This is a genomic window from Streptomyces sp. NBC_01497, assembly GCF_036250695.1.
Taxonomy (GTDB): domain Bacteria; phylum Actinomycetota; class Actinomycetes; order Streptomycetales; family Streptomycetaceae; genus Streptomyces.
Genome location: NZ_CP109427.1, coordinates 2,030,320 through 2,052,222 on the forward strand (window position 1 = coordinate 2,030,320; position 21,903 = coordinate 2,052,222).

Sequence of the window (21,903 nt, forward strand, 5' to 3'; positions counted from 1 at the left end):
CACATCCGGCGAACCGTTCGACGCACCCGAGGGAAGTCCAGGCATGAAGCTCCACAAGGCAAGCGCGGCCACGGCCGCGGCTCTCGTCCTGACTCTGGCCGCCACCGCGTGCGGCAACGGCGACGACGACGCGGACGCGAGCGGCGACGGCGGCAGGATCACCGTCGGCATCAAGTTCGACCAGCCGGGGCTCGGCCTCAAGAGGCCGGACGGCAGCTTCACCGGCTTCGACGTCGACGTCGCCAGGTACGTCGCCGGACAACTCGGTTACGACGCCGGGGACATCGAATGGAAGCAGACCCCGAGCGCCGAGCGCGAGACGATGATCTCAAGCGGCGACGTGACGTTCGTCGTGGCCAGTTACTCGATCACCGGCGAGCGCGAGCGGAAGGTCGACTTCGCCGGTCCCTACCTCCTCGCCCACCAGGACCTGCTGGTGCGCTCCGACGACAGCTCCATCTCCAGCGCCGGGGACCTCGACTCCAAGAAGCTCTGCTCCGTGACGGGTTCCACCTCGGCGCAGAACATCAAGGCCAAGCTGGCGCCGAAGGCCGACCTGCAGGTCTTCGGCGGGTACTCGGAGTGCCTGACCGGCCTGGAGAACAAGGCCGTCGACGCCCTCACCACGGACGACTCCATCCTCGCCGGATACGCCGCCCAGAAGGAGCACCGGGGCAAGTTCAAGCTCGCGGGCCTGCGACTCAGCGACGAGAACTACGGCATCGGCCTCAAGAAGGGCGACACCGGACTCAAGGACAAGATCAATGCGGCGTTGAGGAAGATGGTGTCCGACGGCTCCTGGCAGAAGGCCGTCACCGCCAACTTCGGCCCCGCCCGGTACAAGAACGAGCCCGCTCCGGCCATCGCGGGCTGAAGCGGGGGCCGGTGGCGGGGCACCTGACGCGCCGCGCCGCCGACCGGCGGCCACCGCCCCGGCCCCCGGCCCCCGCTTCACGGAGCGCCGCACCTCGTCCGTACTTCTCCCCCCACCGTCCCCTTTTCGCATTCGGCTTTCGGCTTTCGGCTTTCGGCTTTCGGCTTTCGGCTTTCGGCTTTCGGCTTTCGGCTTTCGGCTTTCGGCTTTCGGCTTTTGGCTTTGGCTTTGGCTTTGGCTTTGGCTTTGGCTTCTGGCTTCACTTCTGCGACAACGGCCCACCCTTCACGGGAGAGCACGGGGGCATCGTGTTCGACTTCCTCCATTCCGACTACGACCTGCTCGGCGCCTTCCAGGTGACCGTGCGGCTCACCCTCTGCTCGGCGGCGGGCTCCCTGCTCTGGGGCACCCTGCTGGCCGGGATGCGGGTCGGCCCGGTGCCGCTGATGCGGGGCTTCGCCACCGCGTACGTGAACATCGTGCGCAACACTCCGCTGACCCTGCTCGTCGTGGCCTGCTCGCTCGGGCTCAACCAGACGCTCCAGATCACCTTGGGCGGCCGGGACTTCGCCCAGATCGGGTTCCGCCTCGCCGTCCTCGGACTCGTCGCGTACACGGGTACGTTCGTGTGCGAGGCGGTGCGCTCCGGCATCAACACGGTGCCCGTCGGACAGGCGGAGGCAGCGCGGGCGCTCGGCTTCGGCTTCTTCCAGGTGCTCGTCCTGGTCGTGCTGCCGCAGGCGTTCCGCTCCGTCGTCGCGCCCCTCGCGAGCGTGCTCATCGCGCTGACCAAGAACACCACGGTGGCGGCGGCGATCAGCGTCGCGGAGGCGGCGGCCCTGATGAAGGAGATGGTCGAGAACGAGAGCGACGCGCTGTTCGCCGTGTTCGCCGTGTTCGCGTTCGGGTTCGTGGTGCTGACGCTGCCGGTCGGGCTGCTGCTCGGCTGGGTCGGCCGACGGGTGGCGGTGAAGCGATGAGCGGCGGCTCGGTCCTCTACGACACGCCGGGCGTTCGCGCGAGGCGGCGCAACCTGCTGTACACGGTGGTGTTCCTGGCCGCCCTCGCGCTCACCGCCTGGTGGGTGCTCGCGGCGATGGCCGACAAGCGGCAGCTGACCGCGGCGAAGTGGAGCCCCTTCGTCACGGACTCCCAGGTCTGGACGACGTACCTGCTGCCGGGGCTCGGCGGGACGCTGCTCGCGGCGGCGCTCGCGATCGTCGTGGCGCTGCCGGTCGGCGCGCTCCTCGGCCTCGGCCGGCTGTCCGACCACGCCTGGGTGCGGGTGCCCGCCGGGGTGGTGGTGGAGTTCTTCCGCGCCATCCCGGTGCTGCTGCTGATGGTCTTCGCCGCGCAGTTGTACGTCGAGTTCAGCGATGTCCCGTCCGACGCCAGGCCGCTGTACGCGGTGGTGACCGGTCTCGTCCTCTACAACGCGTCCGTGATGGCCGAGATCGTGCGGGCCGGCATCCTGTCGCTGCCGCGCGGGCAGACCGACGCGGCGAAGGCCGTCGGGATGCGCAAGGGCCGGATCATGACGGCCGTACTGCTGCCGCAGGCGGTGACGGCGATGCTGCCCGTGCTCGTCAGCCAGCTCGTGGTCATCGTCAAGGACACCGCGCTGGGCGGCGCGGTCCTCGCCCTGTCCGAGCTGCTCGCGCAGAGCAGGACGATCACGGCCAACTACGGGGCGAACACCATCGCCACGTTCACGGTCATCGCCGTTCTGTACATCATCATCAATTCCTGCCTGGCGGGCTTCGCCGGATGGCTGGAACGCCGCTCCCGCGGAACGCGGCGCTCCGGCGCCGTCGTCCCCGGCGCCCGGTCCGCCCCGGACCTCGGGGCGGTGCGCGCGGCCCGCACCGCGAAGGACGAGCGCCGGGACGCCTGAGAGAGAAGTGACGGGGAATCACTTCAGGGTCTGGCCGAGGGTGTACGCGCCGCCCCGGCCGTCGCTTGACGCGGGAACCCCCAGTCGGTTGCATACGTTCTGTGATCACGCACCGGGCGCCAGCCGCCACCGACCGCACGTCCGTACCGGACCGAAGGGCGGCTCCGTGGACCCGGTGATCGTCGTCGGAGCGGGCCCCGTGGGGCTCACGCTCGCGCTGGCTCTCGCGGCCGCGGAGGTCCCCTCCGTCGTGCTCGACGAGAGCGACGGCGAGGACCCCCGGCGCGCGGCGCGGACGGTGGTGCTCCGCCCGGACACCGCGGCGCTGACGGCACGCCTCGGCTGTACCACCCTCGGTGACGAGGGGGCCCGGTGGGACGGCTGGCGACTGATGCGGCGCAAGCAGCCGGTGCGAGCCCTGCCGCTCGGCGTCGAGGGCTTCCCCTCCCCCGTGCACATCGCGCAGCACGCGCTCACCCGGGGGCTGCGCGAAGCGATCGCCAAGACCTCCCTCGTAAAGATCGTCACGAAGAGCCGCCTCGACTCGCTGGAGCAGGACCGTACGGGTGTCACGGCCCACACCCGAGGCCCCGGCACCTCCTACTGGCGGGGCAGCTACCTGGTGGGCTGCGACGGGGCACGGTCGACGGTCCGCAAACTGCTCGCCGTACGCTTCCCCGGGCGCACGGCGGTCGAGCGGTACGCGGTCGCCGCGCTGCGCGCGGAGCTGCCGTGGCCCCGCGAGGCCGTGCTGCACCGGCAGCCGCCCTGGCGCACCGGCGGCGACGAGATCTCGGCCCGTCCGCTGCCCGAGGGGGCCTGGCGACTCGACTGGCTGCTGCCCGCGCGGGGGGACCTCGTCACGCCCGACGCCCTGCTGGCCCGGGTACGGGAGGCCCTCGCGGGCTGGTGCGGCGAGACCCCGCCGTACGAGCTGCTCGACACCGGCGTGTACACGCTCCACCACCGGCTTGCGCAGCGGTGGCGGGTGGACCGCGCCTTCCTGGCCGGCGAGGCGGCACACCTGATGGGCGCCGTCGGCACGCAGGGCCTCGACGAGGGCGTCAGGGACGCCGACAACCTGGCCTGGAAGCTGGCGCTCGCCTGGCACCACGGCGCGACGAAGACCCTTCTCGACAGCTATCAGGCGGAGCGGCGCACGGCGGTCGCGGCCCGGCTGCGCGCGGCGGACCAGTCGCTGCCGATACTGCGCGGCGGAGGAGGTCTGCGCGGGTTGCTGCCCGGCTCGGGCAGCGGACGCGACACCCTGCTCGCGGACGGGCACCTGGGCCAGGGCCCGCTGGGTGCGCCCCCCTCCTACCCGAACTCGCCGCTCGGGGCGCCGCTCGGCGAAGGGTGGGCGGCGGTCGGCACCGCGGTGGGCGCTCCCGTCACGGATGTGCGGGTGACGACCCCGGACGGCACCGCGAGCAGACTGCGCGACCGGCTGGGCCGGGGGCGGCTGCTCGTCCTGCTGGTGGCGCCCGGCACGGCGGTGTGGGACCGGCGGCACTGGATGAAGGCGGGCGTGATGCCGCGCCTCGTCTCGGCCGTCGACGGCCTGCCGGCGGACGCCGAGCTGCTGGTGACGGAGGCGTACCCCGGCGCCTCGGCCCACAACGTCCTGCTCGTACGGCCCGACGGGCACCTCGCGGCGGCGTTCGGCGGCGTCCGGCCGGCGGAGCTGCGCGCCGCGGCGGACGCGCTGCGCGGCGGGGTGCCCTCGGACACACGCGCGAGCGCGGAGGGCCGCACCGCTCCCATCAATTGACCGGAAGGGACGCTCGTGGTCTACTCCGGAACGTGACTGACACCTGTGTGCGCCTGTGGCGGAGGGTCCATATGGACCTGCTCCGCTATGCGGGCTGCGTGTGTCGCCCGTCCTGCTGATTCGCCTTTCTTCCTCTCGCGCGCACCGAGCCGCGGACCCCTGCCCCGATGTGCGGCCCCGGGTCACGGCCCTCGCGCGTATCCGCGAACATCACCAGGACGGCGCCATGTCTGTTTCCGCTTCCCCTGCCTCACCTGCTTCCTCCCTCTCCGATTCCGTCCCCGCCTCCGCCTCCGCCTCCCCGGACGCGGCAGCTGCCGCGCCCTCGGCGGGCCCGTCGCCCGCGGAGCTCCTCGCCTTCGTCCGCACGACGGCGGCGGACCACGAACTCGTCGCCTCCCTGCCGCTCGACCCGGAGGGACGCACCTGGATCCGCCTCGACGGCCCCGCGGGCAGCGAGGCGTGGCTCATCGGCTGGCCGCCCGGTACGGGCACCGGCTGGCACGACCACGGCGGCTCCCACGGTGCGCTCGCCACCGCGGCGGGCGCGCTGACGGAGGACTCGCTCGCCGCGCGGCTGCCCACCGAGGGCTGGAAGACGCTGGAACTGGCCGAGGGCGTGGACCGGCACCGGGTGCTGGACACGGGTGACGCCCGCGCGTTCGGCGAACACCATGTGCACGAGGTACGCAACGAGTCGGACGGGGCGCACGCCGTGTCGGTGCACGCGTACTACCCGCCGCTTCCCCTGATGCGCCGTTACAGCAGGACGGGCTCCGTACTGCGGCTCGAAGAGGTCGAACGTCCCGAGGAGTGGCAGTGAGCGAATCCGGCACATCCCCCGCGCCTCGGTACACCGAAGCCCCCGGGCCGCCCGGGGCCGGGCACCCGGCGTCCGTCGAGGACGTCCTGGAGCGGGCCCGGTCCGGTCTCGACCGGATCGGCCCCGACGAAGCACGTCGCGCGGTACGGGAGGACGCCGCACTGCTGGTCGACATCCGCTACGAGCGGCAGCGCGAACGCGACGGGCTGATCCCGGGCGCCCTGCAGATCGAACGCAACGAGCTGGAGTGGCGCCTCGACCCCCAGGGCAGCCACAGGATCCCGGAGGCGACGGACCACGACCGCCTGATCGTGGTGTTCTGCAACGAGGGGTACGCGTCGTCCCTGGCCGCCGCCTCGCTCCAGCAGTTGGGCCTGCACCGCGCGACGGACCTGGAGGGCGGCTTCCAGGCCTGGCGCGAGGCGGGCTTTCCCGTCACACCCTGACTCATGGCTCATGGCCTGCGACCCGGGCAGGCGCGGGCCGTCGTGGGGCCGCCGTCCCCTCACCGTGACCCGAGACCAATGACCGCGGCGACAGCGACCCGGCCGACGCTGCCTGACTGACGCCGCGCGCGGCCGGGGCGCTGCGGCAGCCGGACAGGCGGGGCCGGTACGCGGTACGCGGGGCGGGTACGCGGTAGAGGCTCCGGGACTCCGCGAAGAGGCCCTCAGGCGGTTGACGTCGGAGGCCGCCGCGCTTCGCGTCGTACAGGTTCGTGCGCAGGCAGGGGCCGGAGCGGCATCGCGGCAGGGTGCCACGCAGATCGGCCCGCCGGGCGGGACCACCGCGTGGACCGGCCCCGCTATTTCCCGGGCAGCGGGCATATCGCGGTTGCCCGCACCACGTTCTCGTTCGTCATCGTCCGCGCGGCCCACGCGCGGGCATGGCTCCCCGCGATCGCCTCACCCGCACGGCCACACGGTCCGGCGTCAGGTGTCCGGTGTCCGGCACGCGGACGCGTCGGCCTCCTCCGGAACGGCCCTGGCCCGTCCTCAATCCGGGCTCCGGCCGACCGCCTCATACCCCCTGGCCGCCCGGCTCGCGGCTTTCCGCGCCGGCCACCGCTCCACGCCGGCCCGCGCCCCCGGCCCTGGGCGGACGTTCCGGCCCCGGGCGGCGCACAACGGCCCCGGCTGCTCGTGGCGATCTCTGGCCGGTCCCCCACCGGCCCCGGGCGATCCGTCGCGGTCCCGTGCCGTGCCATGCCATGCATAACAGTCCCGATCGGTCAGTCCGGGAACGTCTCGTCGAGACCCTCGGTGTCCTCCCCCTCCTCCTCCAGCGCCTGGCGCACCACTCGCAGCGCCAGTCCCTGGCCGTACCCCTTGCGCGCCAGCATGCCGACCAGGCGGCGCAGCCGGCGGTCGCGGTCCAGGCCGCGCGTCGAGCGGAGTTTCGAGGTGACCAGCCTGCGCGCCGTGGCCTCCTCGCGCTCCTCATCGACCTGCCCGACCGCCTCGTCGATGACCGTGGACTCGACACCCTTCGTCCGCAGTTCGCGGGCGAGAGCGCGGCGCGCCAGACCACGGCCGTGGTGGCGGGACTCCACCCAGGCACCCGCGAACGCCGCGTCGTCGATCAGTCCCACGTCCTCGAAGCGGGAGAGCACCTCTTCCGCGACCTCGTCGGGGATCTCCCGTTTCCGCAGGGCATCCGCCAACTGCTTGCGGGTCCGCGGCATGCCGGTGAGCTGGCGCAGGCAGATCGCCCGTGCCCGCTCGGCCGGGTCCTGGGGTGGCAGCTCCTGCCCGGCCCTCGACGGGTCGGAGCCGCCACCCGGCCGTGCTGTCCGTCCCCGCCTCCCGGCCCGGCGCCCGGCGCCGGCACGGGAAGGCTCCTCCTCGGGCACGGGCGGGTCAGCTCTTGGCCGCCGCGGCCTTGGCCGTCTTGGCCTTGCCCGCGGACACCGCCGACGCCGTGGACGCCGTCGCGGTGGCGGGCACCGCCTTGGCCGCGTCCGCCGCCGGGGCCGCGCCGTCCGCCGGGGTCTCGGCGGCGGGCTTCTCCTCGGGCCGGACACCGACGCCCAGCTTTTCGAGGATCTTCTTCTCGATCTCGTTCGCCAGGTCGGGGTTGTCCTTCAGGAAGTTGCGCGCGTTCTCCTTGCCCTGGCCGAGCTGGTCGCCCTCGTACGTGTACCAGGCGCCCGCCTTGCGCACGAAGCCGTTCTCCACGCCCATGTCGATCAGACCGCCCTCGCGGCTGATGCCGTGCCCGTAGAGGATGTCGAACTCGGCCTGCTTGAACGGAGGCGCGACCTTGTTCTTGACGACCTTGACGCGTGTCCGGTTGCCGACGGCGTCCGTGCCGTCCTTCAGCGTCTCGATGCGCCGGATGTCGAGGCGGACCGACGCGTAGAACTTGAGCGCGCGGCCACCCGTCGTGGTCTCCGGCGAGCCGAACATCACGCCGATCTTCTCGCGGAGCTGGTTGATGAAGATCGCCGTCGTCTTGGACTGGTTGAGCGCGCTGGTGATCTTCCGCAGCGCCTGGCTCATCAACCGGGCCTGGAGGCCGACGTGCGAGTCACCCATCTCGCCCTCGATCTCCGCGCGCGGCACGAGCGCGGCGACGGAGTCGATGACGATCAGGTCGAGCGCGCCGGAGCGGACCAGCATGTCCACGATTTCCAGCGCCTGCTCACCGTTGTCCGGCTGCGAGAGGAGCAAATTGTCGATGTCGACGCCGAGTTTCTTGGCGTACTCGGGATCGAGGGCGTGCTCCGCATCCACGAAGGCCACCGCTCCGCCCGCCCGCTGTGCGTTCGCCACGGCATGCAGCGTGAGGGTCGTCTTTCCGGAGGACTCCGGGCCGTACACCTCGACCACACGGCCACGGGGCAGCCCGCCGACGCCCAGCGCGACGTCGAGCGCGGTCGAGCCGGTGGGGATGACCTCGATCGGTTCGTTGGGCCGCTCGCCCAGGCGCATCACCGCACCCTTGCCGAACTGCCGCTCAATTTGTGCGAGTGCGGCGTCCAGCGCCTTCTCGCGGTCCGTACCTGCCATGGGTTCCACCCGATTTGCTTGAGTCGATCGCTTCACGTCAACGACGCTATCCCCTGCCACTGACAATGGGTCCCGACGACCGGTAGTGCCTGTGGCGCCCGCACTCCCATAAGAATGGATGTTCGATTTTGATGTCAAGCGCACCACGCGGCACCTCCGGCACCTGGACCCTCGGCGGCAGCCTGCCCGTTCCACGCCTCGGCTTCGGCGCGATGCAACTGCCGGGGCGATGGGGCGGCACCGCCCGCGATCCTGAGGAGTCGGCGGTCGTGGCCCGCCGCGCCGTCGAACTCGGCGCCCTCCACATCGACACCGCGGCCTTCTACTTCACGGGTGGTGTCCGCGCGAACGACATCCTGCGCCGCGCCCTGCACCCGTACGCGGACGGGGTCTGCCTCGCCACCAAGGTCGGTCCGATCCGCAACGCGGACGGCGAGATGACCGGCGAGGCGGAACCGGGCCAGTTGCGCGCCGCCGTGCGGCAGAACCTCAAGGACCTCGGTCTCGACGTCCTGGACCTCGTGTACCTGCGGGTGGGCCGGCTCAGCGGCTCCACCGGCGTCCCACTCGGCGACCGTTTCGCCGCGCTCGCCGAACTGCGCGAGGAGGGCCTGATCCGGCACCTCGGCGTCAGCAACGTGACGGAAGCCCAACTGGCGGAGGCACGCGCCATCGCACCGGTGGCCGCCGTGCAGAACCGTTACGGGGTGCTCGACCGGCACGACGACGCGCTGGTCGACACCTGCGCGGCGGCGGGGATCGCGTTCATGCCGTTCTTCGCGCTCGGCGGGGCGGGCGGTTCCCTCGCCAGTGACGCCCTCCGCAAGGTCGCCGAACGCCACGGCGCGAGTGCGCACCAGGTGGCACTCGCCTGGGGCCTGGCACGCTCGCCCTCGATCGTGCAGATCCCGGGCACCGCCTCGCTCGCGCACCTGGAGGAGAACATGGCCGCCGCCGAACTCGTCCTGAGCGACGAGGACATGGCGATGCTGGCCGCCTGAGCGCCCGAAGCAGGTGGTGGTGCCGGGTCTCCGGCCGGACCCGGCACCACCACCTGCCGCGGCGCCGCCCGGAGGTGGCGCACCGCGACGGACCCGGACCTCGATCTGCCCCGGCCGGACCGGGGCCGGACCGGGGCAAGGCCGATCAGCCCCGGCCCCGCCCGTTGTGCCCAGGTCAGCCCGGCCGGCCAGGTCAGGTCCGGCCCGGTCGACCAGGTCAGATCCCACCCGGCCGGCCAGGTCAGGTCCGACCCGGTCGGCCCGCTCCGCTCAGAAGACGCGGATCGCGGTCTCCGCCGGGTCCTGGAGCAGGCCCTCGATCTCGTCGTCCAGCCGTACCAGCGTGATCGAGCAACCCGCCATGTCGAGCGAGGTGCAGTACTCGCCGACGTACGAACGGCCGACCTCGATGCCCCGGTCCGCGAGCTGCCGGTGGGCCAGCCCGTAGACCAGATACAACTCGCCGATCGGTGTACCGCCGAGGCCGTTGACCATCAGCGCGACCCGGTCGCCCGACGCGAACGGCAGATCGTCGGCGACCGCCGTCACGAGTTCCGTGACCATCTCGTTCGCGGACCGCAGCTTCTCTCGCCGCCTGCCCGGCTCGCCGTGGATGCCGACGCCCATCTCGATCTCGTCGTCGGGCAGTTCGAACAGGGGCGCCCCCTTCGCCGGCGGGGTGCAGGCGGTCAGCGCCATGCCCATGGTGCGGGTGACGGAGTTGACCTTCTCGCCGATCCGGTACGCCTCGTCCAGGTCCGCGCCGCGCTCGGCCGCCGCACCGCACGCCTTCATCACGAAGAAGTTGCCCGCGACACCCCGGCGGCCGACCGTGTAGGTCGAGTCCTGGACGGACACGTCGTCGTCGATGAACAGGGTGCGCACGGCGACGCCGTCGGCCTCGGACAGCTCCTGCGCCATCTCGAAGGCCATCCGGTCACCCGTGTAGTTGTTGACCAGCAGCAGCACACCCTTCGGTGAAGCCACCAGCTTGACCGTCTCGTACACGTAGTCGGTGGGCGGCGCGGAGAACACGTCACCGGGACACGCGGCGTCCAGCATGCCCTTGCCCACGGACATCACATGGGCGGGCTCGTGGCCGGACCCGGAGCCCTGGACCAGGGCCACCTTGTCGATGTCCGGCGCGTCCGACCGCATGATGAGGTTGAACTCGGGGACGTACCTGAGGCTGTCGGGGTTGGCGAGCGCCAGGCCCTCCAGCATCTCGGACACGTAGTCCTTGGGGTCGTTGACGAACTTCTTCATGCCGTCGCTCCTGGGTCTCGTCATCGAGGTGGGAGGTGAGTTCGTGGGGATGAGTGCGGGCGGCGCGGGTTCCTGGAAGGCGGAAGCCCGGGTGCCGCGGCCGGGGTCGGGGGAGGCGGGTTCACAGGCGTCCCGGCCATTCGTCGGCGACGCGCTCCGCCATGACGGCGACCGCCACCGCGCCCGCGTCCGGAGAGCCGATGCTGCGCTCCCCCGTGTAACTGGGCCTGCCCCGCATCGCCTGCATCGGGGTGGTGGCGTCGGCCGCGGTACGGGCGGCGAAAGCCGCGACCCGCGCCAGCTCGGCGGGGGTACGCGCGGGGTCGGCCACGCCGCTGTCCACCTGCTTCTCCAGTGCGTCGGTCATCGGGATCAACGCGTCGAGCAGCGTCTTGTCCCCGAGGTCGGACTTTCCGCGCGCCTTGATGCCCTCGATCGAGGCCCGGAGCATCGCCACCGCGTCGTGGTCGGTGAGGCATCCCATGCTGCCGCGCTCGATCACGGCAGAGGCGGCCCGTAGGAACGCTGTTCCCCACAGGGGCCCCGAAGTGCCGCCGACCCGCTTGGAGATGGTGAGCGCGACCTGCTTGAGGAACTGGGCGGGGGTGGAGCGGTCGAGCGTGTCCCAGTCGGCGAGGACGATCTCGAAGCCGCGCGCGAGCGAGTAGCCGAAGTCGCCGTCCCCGACGACCGCGTCGAGGTCACAGAAGTACCGCTCGTTGTCGACAGCGGTACGGGCGACGGTCTGGACGACATATTCGAGATCACTGACAGTGGGCGACATGTCTCTTTGTCTCCTGAAGTCGGTCCCCGGCCTCGGCGCGCTGCGCGCGGCCGGCTCGTGAACGGTCCGCGGGCCGCGGGCCGCTGACGTGGGCCGGCGGGTGTGCGCCGGCCCACGCCGTCAGCTCCGGCCGCGTACGGCCCCCTTCCCCAGCAGCCCCGCCAGGTCCGCGAGCCGCACGTACGGCTCGGGGCGCAGGCCGAGCGGGTCGGCCACCACCTCCGTCAGCGTCTCGTCGGGCGGCGGGTCGCCCAGCGAGGAGACGACGAGCGAGGCGCCCGTGAAATCCTCCTCGGCCGTATAGGCACTGGTCGTGACGGCACAGCCGAGTCCTGCCGCGAGCGCGGCCAGCATGCCGTTCCTGCTGTCCTCGACCACCACGGCGTCGGCACCATCGAGGCCGAGGCGCGCCACGGTCAGCTCGTAGATGTCGGGCGCGGGCTTCTTGTGCGCGACGACGTCCCCGGCGAAGACCGCGAAGCGCGGCGCGAGCGCGTGGCCGACCGCGACATCCAGCACGCTGCGCACGGACCGCTCGGCCGAGGTGGAGGCGACAGCGAGGGCCCACCCGGCGTCGGCGGCCTCCTCAGCGATCCGCCGGACCCCGGGCCGCGGCGGGACCGCGCCGCTCGCGATGATGCCCGTGTAGATCTCGGTCTTGCGCCGGTGCCACTTCGCGACCTCGGCGTCGAGCGCGGCAGGGTCGTCCGGCAGTCCCGTCCCGGCCAGGAACTCGGGGGTCAGCAACGTCTTCATGCGCTCCTTGCCGCCGCCGACCTTCACCAGCTGCGCGTACTCGGCGTCGCTCCAGCGCACCGGCAGTCCGAACTCCGCGAACGTCTCGTTGAAGGCGGGCAGATGGCCGTCACGCTCCGTGTCGGCCAGGACGCCGTCGCAGTCGAAGATGAGGGCGGGCACGGCACTCACCCGGCCTTCCCGGCGGCGACAGGGGCCCGCCCCTCGCTGCCGAACAGCGTCATCAGCGATCCGGCCAGGTCGACGACGTCGCCGCGTACGGCGCGGAACAGCGACGGCGGGTCCCACTTCCCGCGTTCGGCCGCCTCTTTGAGGAAGGCGAGGTTCGCCTGCATGTACGTCTCCTTGAGCGCGGTGGAGATGTTGACCTTGGCGCATCCCCGGGAGATCAGCTCGCGGAACTGCTCGTCCGACATACCGCTGCCACCGTGCAGGGCGATGGGCAGCGGATAGGCCGCGACGATGTCGGAGACCCGGTCGAAGTCGAGCACGGGTGCCCGCTTGTAGTGGCCGTGGGCGTTGCCGATCGCGGGCGCGAAGACATCGACGCCGGTGGTGCGCAGGAAGTCCAGGGCGACGGCCAGGTCCTGCCGCGCGGCCTCGGTGTCGCTGCCGACACCGTCCTCGACCCCGGTGATGGACTCGATCTCCCCCTCCACGCCCGCGCCGTGGCGCCGGGCCTCCGCGACCACCTCGACGGTCTGTCGCTTGTTCTCCTCGACGGGCAGGTGGGACGCGTCGAACAGGACGGAGTTCCAGCCGACGCGCAGGCACTCCGAGATCACCTCGCGCTCGGGGCAGTGGTCGAGGTGGAGGGTGACGGGCACCTCGATGCCCGCGGTCATCGCCGTCCACATCGCGTACAGCACGTCGCTTCCGATGGATTTCACGGTCTTCACGGACGTCTGCACGATGAGGGGCGACGCCTTGTCCACGGCGGCCCCGAGCACGGCCTCCAGGGTCAGGTCGTTGACGATGTTGATCGCCGGGACGCCGTAACGCTTGTCGAAGGCGTCGGACAGGATGTCGGTCAGCGGTACGACGGGCACGGCACACTCCAGGGTTCTTCCCCCGCGTCACACGGAGGAGCGAGATCACCTGACCCTTCGACCGTAGGCGCGTCCGCCGCGCGGGGCGGGCGGGAATCTCCCCATCTGTGAGTAGGGAAACCCCGCACACGGCGCCCTCGTACGCACCGGCCGCCCGCACGGAAGCGGCCTCGCGCGGGACTCCCCCGGACGCACGGACCGCCCGCCACGGGCCGTGCGCGGACCGTTTCACCCCCGCCCGGGGACCCGGCCAAGCCGTCGCAGGCGCAGGGTCCCGGGCGACCGGCGGCGGTCGGCTGCCCGTCGGCCCTCCTCGTCAGCGCCTGGCCGCCCGCGGGCTCAGCGCTGGGCGGCCCGGTGCGCGAGGGCCGTGCGATTGGGGGCGCCGGTCTTGCGCAGCACAGCGCCGACATGCTTCTCGACGGTCTTCACGGCGATCCCGAGCACCGACGCGATCTTCTTGTCCGGCAGGCCCTGTTCCACCAGCGCGCGGACCTCGCGCTCGCGGTCGGTGAGCGCCTCGGGTCTCGGCCTGTCCCGGTCGGCGAACCCGCGCAGCACCCGCTCGCTCAGCAGGGCGTCCCCGCGGGTCGCCGCGAGGACCGCGCGCACCACGGCGGGCCCGTCCAGATCGGAACCCACACAGCCGCTCGCGCCCGCGTACACGGCCTCCTGGAGCAGTTCGTCGCCGAGGTCGTCCGTCATCACGAGCACGGCCGTCGCGGGACTCGCGGCGCGTACGTACGAGGTGAGGCGGGCACCGTCGAGGCCCGGCATCCTGAGTTCGAGGACCACCACGTCGGGCTCCAGGACCCGCACCGCGTCCACGACCTCACGGGCGTCCCCGACCTCGCCGACCACCTGGACCTCGGGCTCCGCGCCGCCCAGCAGCCGCACGAGGCCGGCCCGGACGACGGGCCGCCGGTCCACGACCAGGACCCGGCACGCCGTCACGGCGCTGCCGCCGGATCCCGCGCCCTCGCGGACGTACGGAATCCGCAGTCGGATGCGGGTGCCCCAGCCGGGCGTGGACTCGATCTGCAGCTCGGCGCCGAGCCGGCGCGCGCGGGTGACGATCCCCGTCAGCCCGAGGCCCGCCCGCCGTACGGAGCTGTCGTGCGGGTCGAAGCCGCGCCCGTCGTCCTCCACGACGACGGACAGTTCGTCGTCCCCGTACATCACGCCGACCCGGACATGAGAGGCGGCCGCGTGCGCGACGACGTTGGTCAGAGCCTCCTGCACCAGGCGCAGCGCGGCGGCACCTAGGTCGGCGTCGAGCGCCCTGCGCTCCCCGGTGACGACGAGGTCCGTCCGTACGGCGGCCGTGGAGCGGACCCAGTCGAGTTCCACGGCGAGCGCGTCGTCCAGGGAGGGCAGCTCCAGCAGCGAGGGCCCCAGTCCGAGGACCGTGCGCCGCGTCTCGACCAGCGCGGTACGGGCCGCGGCCCGGGCGGCCTCCAGCCGGCCGGCGGGATCCTGGATCTCCGCCGCGTCCATATGGGTGATGATCGAACCGAGAGCGCGGGCGACGGTGTCGTGCACGTCCCGGACCACCCGCTCCCGTTCCGCCCCGACGGCGAGCCGCCTGGCGCGCTCCTCGGCTTCCCGGTGCAGGCGCGCGTTGGTGATGGCGATGGCGGCGTGCCGGGCGAACAGGCCGAGGAGTTCGACGTCCTCACCGGTGAAACGTGTCGTCGGATCCGTACTGAAGACGACGCACACACCGATGATGTCGCCGCGCCACTCGATGGGCACGGCGAGCGTCGCGTGCAGCCGCTCCCGGTCGGCCGGGTCGACGTGGCCGCCGCGGACCTCGCTGTAACTGTCGAAGAGGCACGGTCCCCGACGGGTGACGACCGCGCCCGTGGCGCCTTCCGCGAGCGGGAACACGCGGCCTTCCTGGCAGCCGACGCCGAGGTCCGCCTCCTTGCGGTACGTACCCGCGCGCTCGTCGACGGTACTGATGGAACCGGCGCCCGCCCCCAGCAGCGCGACGGCCCGGCGCAGGATCCGGTGCAGCAGCGGCTGCAGCGCGAACTGCCCCGCGAGGTCCTCGACGGCGCCGCTCAACGCGTCGAGCTGCGCGTCCGTACTGATACGCCCGACGCGGGCGCTCCGGACGGGCTCGCCCGTGAGCCCGTCGACAGATCCCATGGGATCAGCGTAATCGCGGGTGGCGTGGGGCGCCCCGGCTGCGATGAGACCAGCGGTGTGGATGCGGCGCCCCGCACCCGGGGGGAGACTGCCAGCACGGAAGGCTCTACGGGCACCCTGCCCGGAGGAGGCAGCCATGGCGAGGCCAGGAAGCCTCATACCGGCCCTGATACCGGCACTCGCGCTGGGAGGTGCCTGGTGGTGGGCGGTGGCGCGGCTGCTGTTCGCGCCGGAGCACACGGGAACCGTGGAGAAGGTGGTCGTGGCGGGCGGCTGGGGGCTGAGCCTGCTACCCGTGCATGTGGCGTCCAGGGCGGCGCTCGCGGCGGAGGCAGCGGAGCGCGCGGCGCGCAGGAGGAAGAAGGCGCACGGCTCGGGGCCGGTGCCGGGCGACGAGGAGACGGGCCCCTTCTGACCAAGGCCCCCGCGGCACGCCACGCCCTCACCCGAACGGCCGAAGGCCGTACCGGAACGTGCCGGTACGGCCTTGATGAGGACAGCCTCGGCGGGTCGGTCCGCCCCTTCTCTGTACGGCCTGGTCCCGTCCCGGCCTCGATCCGCCCCGCCTCGTACAGTGCGGCCTCGTACTGCGCGGCCTCGATCCGTCCGTCCCGGCCTCGACAGGACACGATCGACCACTTCGGCCCCGGCCCGTCGGGCCCCGGTCCGTACGACACCGGTCCGTACGGCACCGATCCCCGCGCCACCGTCCGGGCGCTCACGACCCCGGGCGGTCGTGGTGCGCGACCTCGCAAGGGGCGTTGCCCGGGAAGCGGCGCTCCTCAGCCCGCGTCGGGCGCCGCGAGCACGGCTTTGCGGTGGCTGAACGTCTCCATCGAGTAGGGGCCGTGATAGCTGCCCATGCCGCTCTCACCGACGCCGCCGAACGGCAGGTCGGGCACGGTCAGATGGGAGACGGGGATCCCGAACGTGACAGCGCCCGAGGACGTTTCGGCCAGCAGCCGCTCCCGCGTCGTCGCGGACCCGGTGAAGGCGTACAGCGCGAGCGGCTTGTCACGGCCGACGATGAACTCGATGGCCGCGTCGAGGTCTTCGACCTCCAGGATCGGCAGGATCGGCCCGAAGATCTCCTCGCGCATGACCGGGGAGTTGGGGGACACCCCGCTCAGCACGGTCGGTGCGATGTAGCGCGCGGCGCGGTCGCGTCCGCCGCCGGTGACGACCGTTCCGGAATCCAGCAGGCCACTGAGCCGGTCGAAGTGCCGCTCGTTGACGATCCGTCCGTACCGCGGCGATGCCGCCGGGTCCTGTCCGAAGACGGCGGTGATCTTCTCGGCGAGCGCCTTCGCCAGGCCGCTCGCGGTGGACGGGTCGGTGAGGACGTAGTCCGGGGCGACGCACGTCTGCCCCGCGTTCAGGAACTTCGTGCCGACGAGGCGGGCCGCCACCTCGGCGACGTCGGCGTCCCGGTCCACGAACACCGGTGACTTGCCGCCGAGTTCGAGCGTGACCGGGGTCAGGTGCTCGGCCGCGGCGCGCATGACGATCCGGCCGACGCCGCCGTTGCCGGTGTAGAAGATGTGGTCGAAACGCTGCTCCAGCAGTGCCGTGGTCTCCGGTATCCCGCCCTCCACGACGGCGACCGCTTCGGGGTCGAGGTGCAGCGGCAGGAGCCGGGCCAGCAGCGCGGAGGTGGCCGGAGCCAGTTCGCTGGGCTTGGCGACGACGCAGTTGCCGGACGCCAGCGCGCCGACCATCGGTGCGAGCAGCAGCTGCGCCGGGTAGTTCCACGGACCGATGACGAGGACCACGCCCAGCGGTTCGAGCACACTCCACGCCCGCGCCCCGGCGAGGTGTTCCGGGACGGGTGCGGCCGTGGGCCGTATCCAGCCGTCCAGGTGGTCGAGGGTGTGGTCGATCTCACGGACGGTGAAGAGGACCTCGGTGCGCACGGCCTCGGTCTCGTTCTTGCCGAGGTCCGCGTTGAGCGCGGCCGCGAACTCGCTCTCGTGCTCGGTGAGCAGGGTGCGCAGAGCGGTCAACTGCCGGACCCGCCAGTCCTTGTCCTTCGTGCGGCCGGTACGGAACGTCGCGCGCAGCCGTGCGACGGTGTCGGTGGCGAGGTCGGGCACGATGTCGCACATCCTTCGGGTGGTTTGAGCACTTCTGACACGATGGGCAACGGATTCGGTGGGGTCGCCTCATCCTGCCGAGGCGGGCGAGCCATGTCACACGCGCGGCAGCGTGTCACCCGTCGGGCGCGGTCCTCCCGGCCCGCCAGGGCGTCGCCCGACCCTCTCATCCGGTGCCCGCCCACCACCAGGTCCAGCCCGCCCGTGACGAAGGACACCCCGCCGGCCCGATGTCCTCGCGCGCCCGCCGCACCGGCGGCGGCTCGGGCCGCGGAGTCGCTCAGACGCTGCCGCCGCCCGCTGCCCGGTCCCGGACGCTGTCCGCGCCGGTGCTCCCGCCCTGGCCCCGGCCCGGCGTCGAAGCCCGGTCCCGGCCGCCCGCGGCCTGCTCGGGGACGGGGGCGGCCCTCGCCTGACGCCGGTTCCGGCCCCTGGCCGGGTCCTGGTCGCGGCGTGGAGAGCGCATCCGGCCCACCACCCGGCGCAGCAGTGGACGACTCCGGGCCGCACCGCCGCGACCGTCTCCTCCCTCGACGTCACCGGAGTCCACGGCGTCAGCCGCGTCCCCGGCGTCACGAGGGTCACCGCCGTCACCGCCGTCACCGCCCCGGGACCGGGCGGCGGGGGCCAGCGGATCGTCGAGGACGTCGTAGCGCCGCACGTAGGCGCCCAGGAAGGCCTGCAGCGTGGCGACGGCCGGGATCGCGATGATCGCTCCCACGGCCCCCAGCAGCGCCGATCCGGCGATCACGGAGCCGAACGCCAGCGCCGGATGGATGTCCACGGTCTTCGAGGTGAGCTTCGGCTGGAGCACGTAGTTCTCGAACTGCTGGTAGACGACCACGAACGCGAGCACCCACATCGCGTACCAGGGGTTCACGGTGAAGGCCACCAGCATCGGCAGCGCGCCCGCCAGGTACGTGCCGATCGTCGGTACGAACTGCGAGATCAGCCCCACCCACACACCCAGCACCGGCGCGTAGGGGATGCCGAGGATCTGGAGCAGGACGTAGTGCGCCACGCCGGAGACCAGCGCCATCAGACCGCGCGAGTAGAGGTAGCCGCCGGTCTTGCCGACCGCGATCTCCCAGGCCCGCAGCACCTCGGCCTGCCGGGCGGGCGGCAGTACGGAGCACAGGGCGCGGCGCAGCCGGGGGCCGTCGGCGGCGAAGTAGAACGAGAAGAGCAGGATCGTCAGCAGCCGGAACAGCCCGCCCAGCACGGTGGTGGAGACGTCGAGCACGCCGCTCGCGCTGTTCTGCACGTACCGCTGGAGCCAGTCCGAGTGCAGCAGGCTGTCCTGGATCTGGAGCCGGGACAAGCTGGTGTGGAAATGGCCGTTGGCCCAGCTGATGACGGAGTCGAGGTACTGCGGGAAGTCGTCGATCATCTGCGTGATCTGGCCCGCGAGCATCGATCCCAGCATCACCACGAAGCCGACGCTGAAGGCGACCACCCCCAGGAAGACCAGGAACGTCGCGAGTCCGCGCCGCATCCCGCGTGCCGCCATCCTGCTCACGGCGGGCTCCACGGCGAGGGCCAGGAAGAAGGCGATCAGGACGTTGATCAGCAGCCCCACCAGCTGGTGGAAGGCCCAGCTGCCGAGCTGGAAGCAGGCGTAGATCCCGAGCACCAGCACGACCGCCCGCGGCAGCCAGCCCGGCATGCGGACACGGCCCGACGGCGGTGCCGTGGGCGGCGGGGCGGGCGGAGGCGGTGGGGTGGCCGCGGTGTCCGCGGTGTCGTCTGTCGGTGCCACGGAGCCAGTCTCACCTACCGGCGGAGTGAATCCCGCACGCGCTGATCATGCGACGCCCTCCCGGCGTCCCTCCGCACCCCGCCCTCATCGGCCACCGGCCCGCGCCACGGCGCCCGGCGCCCCCCGGCATGGTGCGGGCGAGGGCCCTTCACCGGTTCTCGGCCGGAACCCCCATCGCGTCGCACACCGCGCGCCAGACGTCCTTGGCGTCCCAGCCCGCGGCCAGGGCCTCGTGCACCGTACGGCCGCCGAGCTGTGTCATCACGTGGTCGTGCGCGAAGGAATCGGCGTACGCCGGCCCGAAGTGCTCGGCCATACGCTCCCAGAAAATCGTCAACCGCATGCGGCCCAGTATCCCGCCGGCGGGCGGGGCGCCGTCCGTGCGGGGCGATCAGCCGCCGAGCGCCCTTACCCCCGCCGTGACCACCACCGCCGCCGCGACCACCAGCAGGAACGGTGCGCGGAACACGAGTGCCAGCGCCGCGGCGGCGATCCCGGCGGCCCGCGCGTCGAGCACGAGCCCCCCGTTCGTGCTGAACGTCTGCTGGGCGGTGAGCGCGGCCAGCAGCGCCACGGGCACCAGTGCGGCGAACCGCCGCACCAGCGGGCGTTCCAGCATCCCCGCGGGCACCAGCAGCCCCAGCAGTTTGACGAGGTAGCAGCCGACGGCCGTCACCGCGATGGCGATCCAGACGGTCACGCGTCGTCTCCTTCACGGCCGCCGGACGGGCCCGCGCCCGGATCGGACGGCGCGGCTTCCTCACCGGCGCCCGCCTCTGACCGCGCGCTTTCCCCGCCCGCGCCCGCGCCCGCGTCGGGCCGGGCGGCTTCCTCATCCGCGCCCGCGCCGGACGGTGCCCCCTCCCCCGCCGCGCGCGCGTCCCGGCGACGCCTCTCGACCCACAGGGCGGCGGGCGCGGCGAGCGCCGCCGCGAGCACCGGTACGCCCGCCGGGAGGACGGGCAGCAGCCCGAGCCCCAGCAGCACCGCGCCTCCCGCCACGGCCTGTTCCGTACGGCTGCGCAGCATCGGCGCGAGCAGCGCGAGGAAGACGGCGGGCCCGGCCGCGTCCAGCCCCCACGCGTCCGTGTCGCCCAGAGCCCGCGCGCCGAGCGCGCCGACCAGCGTGGTGAGGTTCCACAGCACGTACAGGCTCACGCCCGTGACCGTGAACCCGAGCCGGGCGCCCCGCCGGTCCTTCTGGGCCAGCGAGACGGCGGTCGTCTCGTCGATGACCCAGTGCGCCGCGAACGGCCGCACCGCGTGCGGCAGCCGCAGCAACTGCGAGAGGCGCAGCCCGTAGAACGTGTTCCGCGTGCCGAGGAAGAACGCCCCGGCGGCCGCCGTGAACGGCCCGCCGCCCGCCGCCAGCGCCCCGACCAGCGCGAACTGTGAGGCGCCTGTGAAGACCAGCAGGCTCAGCGTGCAGGTCTGCCACAGGGACAGACCCGCGCCGGCCGAGGTGACGCCGAAGGCGAAGCCGGACAGGCCCACCGCCACGCCGACGGCGAGCGAGTCCCGTACGACGGCCGCGTCCGGCCGGCCGCCGGCATCCGCGCGGGCGGCGCCGGCCGCGCCCCGGTCGGGCGGGGGGCCCGGGAAGGAATCCGTTGACCGCTCCCGGTCGGGCTCCGGCGAGGTCGTACGCGCTGCTCGGTCCACAGCCGCACGCTAAGGGGGCGGCCCGCCCGGAGTCTTGTACGTTCTTGCGGATGTCATCCGTTCGCTCCTGTACGCGCCGGGCGGCACCCCCACGATGCGGCTGAAGTGGCGGTTCAGGTGGGGCTGGTCCGAGAAGCCCACCTCGGCGGCGGCCCGCGCGGGCGTGTGTCCCGCCGCGAGGAGCTCCTTCGCTACGTGTACGCGCCTGTCGGTGAGCCAGGCGTGCGGCGGAAGTCCGTACGCCTCCTTGAAGGCGCGCAGCAGCGCGAACGGGCCGGTACCGACCTCCTCGGCGAGCAAGCGCAGTGAGGGCGGGTCCGCCATCCGCTCCAGCAGTACGGCCCGCGCGCGTGCGGCGGCCGACGCGCCCGCCCCGCGCACGGTCCGCTGGGGCAGCGGCCCCCCGTTCAGCCGCATCAGCCGGGTCACGAGGGTCCGCAGCAGGGTGTCGGCGGCGAGCGCGTTGTCCTCGTCCGCGGCGCGCAGCACCTCGTGCACCAGACGTGCGGTGTACGCGTCGTCGAGGACGGGCGAGACGAACCCGGGTGTGCCGCGCAGGCGCGTGGTCTCGGCCGCGATCGAGGCGACGATGTCCGCCGCCGGGTACAGCGCCCCGTACCGCCAGCCCTGCGGCTCCTTCGCGAAACCGGTGTGCGGGGTGTCCGGATTGATCAGCGCGAGGCCGCCGGGGCCCGCGTACCGGTCGCTGCCGCCGTGGCGGAAACCCTCGATGCCGTGCGAGATCGCCGCGATGACATAGCCCTCGTGGGTGTGCCGGAGGAAGGTCTTGCGCACGTAGCGGGCCCGCAGCAGGTCGACGCCCGGCAGGCCCGGGTACAGCCAGTGCCGCGCCTGCTCCGCGGCCCCTGTCCGCCCGGCTGTCTCGCCCGCTGCCGAGGCCCCACGGGCGCCTGTGCCGAGTCCGCCGGCCCGCCCCTCACCACCGTCAGCCGCGCTCCCCATCCCGCCATTCTGCGACGTTGTCAGTGCCCGGGTGCAGGATGGG

Annotated in this window: 22 protein-coding genes; 9 read left to right on the forward strand and 13 right to left on the reverse strand. The window is 72.7% G+C overall.

The window, feature by feature from the left end; all coding sequences use genetic code 11:
* Positions 1–43: 43 nt before the first annotated feature.
* The 7 genes from OG310_RS08570 to OG310_RS08600 all read left to right on the forward strand — a co-directional run bounded on the left by OG310_RS08570 (position 44) and on the right by OG310_RS08600 (position 5,808).
* Positions 44–874, forward strand: coding sequence for a glutamate ABC transporter substrate-binding protein (locus OG310_RS08570; RefSeq protein WP_329455285.1), 831 nt, complete (start codon positions 44–46; stop codon positions 872–874).
* Positions 875–1,182: 308 nt separating this feature from the next.
* Positions 1,183–1,854, forward strand: a complete 672-nt coding sequence (locus OG310_RS08575) for an amino acid ABC transporter permease (RefSeq protein ID WP_329455286.1) — start codon at positions 1,183–1,185, stop codon at positions 1,852–1,854.
* Positions 1,851–2,768, forward strand: a complete 918-nt coding sequence (locus tag OG310_RS08580) for an amino acid ABC transporter permease (protein ID WP_329455287.1) — start codon at positions 1,851–1,853, stop codon at positions 2,766–2,768. Before OG310_RS08575 ends, OG310_RS08580 begins: the two co-directional genes overlap by 4 nt.
* A 166-nt stretch (positions 2,769–2,934) precedes the next feature.
* Complete coding sequence (locus OG310_RS08585; protein ID WP_329455288.1) at positions 2,935–4,539, forward strand: FAD-dependent monooxygenase; 1,605 nt, start codon at positions 2,935–2,937, stop codon at positions 4,537–4,539.
* Positions 4,540–4,586: 47 nt separating this feature from the next.
* Positions 4,587–4,658, forward strand: a complete 72-nt coding sequence (locus OG310_RS08590) for a putative leader peptide (protein ID WP_310851512.1) — start codon at positions 4,587–4,589, stop codon at positions 4,656–4,658.
* Positions 4,659–4,765: 107 nt separating this feature from the next.
* Positions 4,766–5,362 (forward strand): cysteine dioxygenase, encoded by a 597-nt coding sequence (locus tag OG310_RS08595; protein WP_329455289.1) that lies wholly within the window; start codon positions 4,766–4,768, stop codon positions 5,360–5,362.
* A gap of 86 nt (positions 5,363–5,448) precedes the next feature.
* Complete coding sequence (locus OG310_RS08600) at positions 5,449–5,808, forward strand: rhodanese-like domain-containing protein (RefSeq protein ID WP_329460081.1); 360 nt, start codon at positions 5,449–5,451, stop codon at positions 5,806–5,808.
* A 785-nt stretch (positions 5,809–6,593) separates the two neighbouring features.
* Here the strand turns inward: OG310_RS08600 and recX are convergent.
* Positions 6,594–7,214, reverse strand: a complete 621-nt coding sequence (gene recX / locus OG310_RS08605) for a recombination regulator RecX (RefSeq protein ID WP_329455290.1) — start codon at positions 7,212–7,214, stop codon at positions 6,594–6,596.
* A gap of 7 nt (positions 7,215–7,221) precedes the next feature.
* A complete protein-coding gene (gene recA / locus OG310_RS08610; RefSeq protein WP_329455291.1) occupies positions 7,222–8,373 on the reverse strand; it encodes a recombinase RecA in 1,152 nt (383 codons plus the stop codon).
* A gap of 131 nt (positions 8,374–8,504) precedes the next feature.
* On the opposite strand from recA, the gene OG310_RS08615 reads away from it, so the two are divergent.
* Positions 8,505–9,374 (forward strand): oxidoreductase, encoded by an 870-nt coding sequence (locus OG310_RS08615; RefSeq protein WP_329455292.1) that lies wholly within the window; start codon positions 8,505–8,507, stop codon positions 9,372–9,374.
* Positions 9,375–9,644: 270 nt separating this feature from the next.
* Here the strand turns inward: OG310_RS08615 and dhaK are convergent, their stop codons facing one another.
* The 5 genes from dhaK to OG310_RS08640 all read right to left on the reverse strand — a co-directional run bounded on the left by dhaK (position 9,645) and on the right by OG310_RS08640 (position 15,383).
* Positions 9,645–10,640 (reverse strand): dihydroxyacetone kinase subunit DhaK, encoded by a 996-nt coding sequence (gene dhaK / locus OG310_RS08620; protein ID WP_329455293.1) that lies wholly within the window; start codon positions 10,638–10,640, stop codon positions 9,645–9,647.
* Positions 10,641–10,761: 121 nt separating this feature from the next.
* Complete coding sequence (gene dhaL, locus OG310_RS08625; protein WP_329455294.1) at positions 10,762–11,424, reverse strand: dihydroxyacetone kinase subunit DhaL; 663 nt, start codon at positions 11,422–11,424, stop codon at positions 10,762–10,764.
* Positions 11,425–11,544: 120 nt separating this feature from the next.
* Positions 11,545–12,351 (reverse strand): HAD-IA family hydrolase, encoded by an 807-nt coding sequence (locus OG310_RS08630; RefSeq protein ID WP_329455295.1) that lies wholly within the window; start codon positions 12,349–12,351, stop codon positions 11,545–11,547.
* The gene (locus OG310_RS08635; protein WP_329455296.1) at positions 12,348–13,229 is read right to left on the reverse strand and encodes a class II fructose-bisphosphate aldolase; all 882 of its coding nucleotides are present in this window, start codon (positions 13,227–13,229) and stop codon (positions 12,348–12,350) included. The genes OG310_RS08630 and OG310_RS08635 overlap by 4 nt, the downstream gene beginning before the upstream one ends.
* A gap of 339 nt (positions 13,230–13,568) precedes the next feature.
* Complete coding sequence (locus OG310_RS08640) at positions 13,569–15,383, reverse strand: response regulator (RefSeq protein WP_329455297.1); 1,815 nt, start codon at positions 15,381–15,383, stop codon at positions 13,569–13,571.
* Positions 15,384–15,519: 136 nt separating this feature from the next.
* Here OG310_RS08640 and OG310_RS08645 point away from each other — a divergent pair, with 136 nt between their 5' ends.
* Entirely contained in the window at positions 15,520–15,798 is a 279-nt protein-coding gene (locus OG310_RS08645) for a hypothetical protein (protein ID WP_329455298.1), read from the forward strand.
* A gap of 367 nt (positions 15,799–16,165) precedes the next feature.
* Here OG310_RS08645 and OG310_RS08650 read toward each other — a convergent pair whose 3' ends face one another.
* The 6 genes from OG310_RS08650 to OG310_RS08675 form a co-directional block, all read right to left on the reverse strand.
* Positions 16,166–17,488, reverse strand: a complete 1,323-nt coding sequence (locus tag OG310_RS08650; RefSeq protein WP_443078584.1) for an aldehyde dehydrogenase family protein — start codon at positions 17,486–17,488, stop codon at positions 16,166–16,168.
* 268 nt (positions 17,489–17,756) lie between these two features.
* Positions 17,757–19,142, reverse strand: a complete 1,386-nt coding sequence (locus tag OG310_RS08655) for an AI-2E family transporter (RefSeq protein ID WP_329460082.1) — start codon at positions 19,140–19,142, stop codon at positions 17,757–17,759.
* A gap of 241 nt (positions 19,143–19,383) precedes the next feature.
* Positions 19,384–19,578 carry a DUF3046 domain-containing protein gene (locus OG310_RS08660; protein WP_329455300.1) on the reverse strand — a complete coding sequence of 65 codons (195 nt, stop codon included), beginning with the start codon at positions 19,576–19,578 and terminating at the stop codon, positions 19,384–19,386.
* Between the two features lie 48 nt (positions 19,579–19,626).
* Positions 19,627–19,935, reverse strand: coding sequence for an AzlD domain-containing protein (locus OG310_RS08665; protein ID WP_329455301.1), 309 nt, complete (start codon positions 19,933–19,935; stop codon positions 19,627–19,629).
* Complete coding sequence (locus tag OG310_RS08670; RefSeq protein WP_329455302.1) at positions 19,932–20,897, reverse strand: AzlC family ABC transporter permease; 966 nt, start codon at positions 20,895–20,897, stop codon at positions 19,932–19,934. Before OG310_RS08670 ends, OG310_RS08665 begins: the two co-directional genes overlap by 4 nt.
* Positions 20,898–20,906: 9 nt before the next feature.
* Positions 20,907–21,860, reverse strand: coding sequence for an AraC family transcriptional regulator (locus tag OG310_RS08675; RefSeq protein WP_329455303.1), 954 nt, complete (start codon positions 21,858–21,860; stop codon positions 20,907–20,909).
* Between the last annotated feature and the right edge of the window lie 43 nt (positions 21,861–21,903).

Coding starts and splice junctions, on each gene's coding strand:
- dhaL (WP_329455294.1), bottom strand. CDS start 11,424: ATGTCGCCCACTGTCAGTGATCTCGAATATGTCGTCCAGACCGTCGCC.
- OG310_RS08650 (WP_443078584.1), bottom strand. CDS start 17,488: ATGTGCGACATCGTGCCCGACCTCGCCACCGACACCGTCGCACGGCTG.
- OG310_RS08640 (WP_329455297.1), bottom strand. CDS start 15,383: ATGGGATCTGTCGACGGGCTCACGGGCGAGCCCGTCCGGAGCGCCCGC.
- dhaK (WP_329455293.1), bottom strand. CDS start 10,640: ATGAAGAAGTTCGTCAACGACCCCAAGGACTACGTGTCCGAGATGCTG.
- OG310_RS08645 (WP_329455298.1), top strand. CDS start 15,520: ATGGCGAGGCCAGGAAGCCTCATACCGGCCCTGATACCGGCACTCGCG.
- OG310_RS08580 (WP_329455287.1), top strand. CDS start 1,851: ATGAGCGGCGGCTCGGTCCTCTACGACACGCCGGGCGTTCGCGCGAGG.
- OG310_RS08570 (WP_329455285.1), top strand. CDS start 44: ATGAAGCTCCACAAGGCAAGCGCGGCCACGGCCGCGGCTCTCGTCCTG.
- recA (WP_329455291.1), bottom strand. CDS start 8,373: ATGGCAGGTACGGACCGCGAGAAGGCGCTGGACGCCGCACTCGCACAA.
- OG310_RS08675 (WP_329455303.1), bottom strand. CDS start 21,860: ATGGGGAGCGCGGCTGACGGTGGTGAGGGGCGGGCCGGCGGACTCGGC.
- OG310_RS08655 (WP_329460082.1), bottom strand. CDS start 19,142: ATGCCGGGCTGGCTGCCGCGGGCGGTCGTGCTGGTGCTCGGGATCTAC.
- OG310_RS08595 (WP_329455289.1), top strand. CDS start 4,766: ATGTCTGTTTCCGCTTCCCCTGCCTCACCTGCTTCCTCCCTCTCCGAT.
- OG310_RS08615 (WP_329455292.1), top strand. CDS start 8,505: ATGTCAAGCGCACCACGCGGCACCTCCGGCACCTGGACCCTCGGCGGC.
- OG310_RS08660 (WP_329455300.1), bottom strand. CDS start 19,578: ATGCGGTTGACGATTTTCTGGGAGCGTATGGCCGAGCACTTCGGGCCG.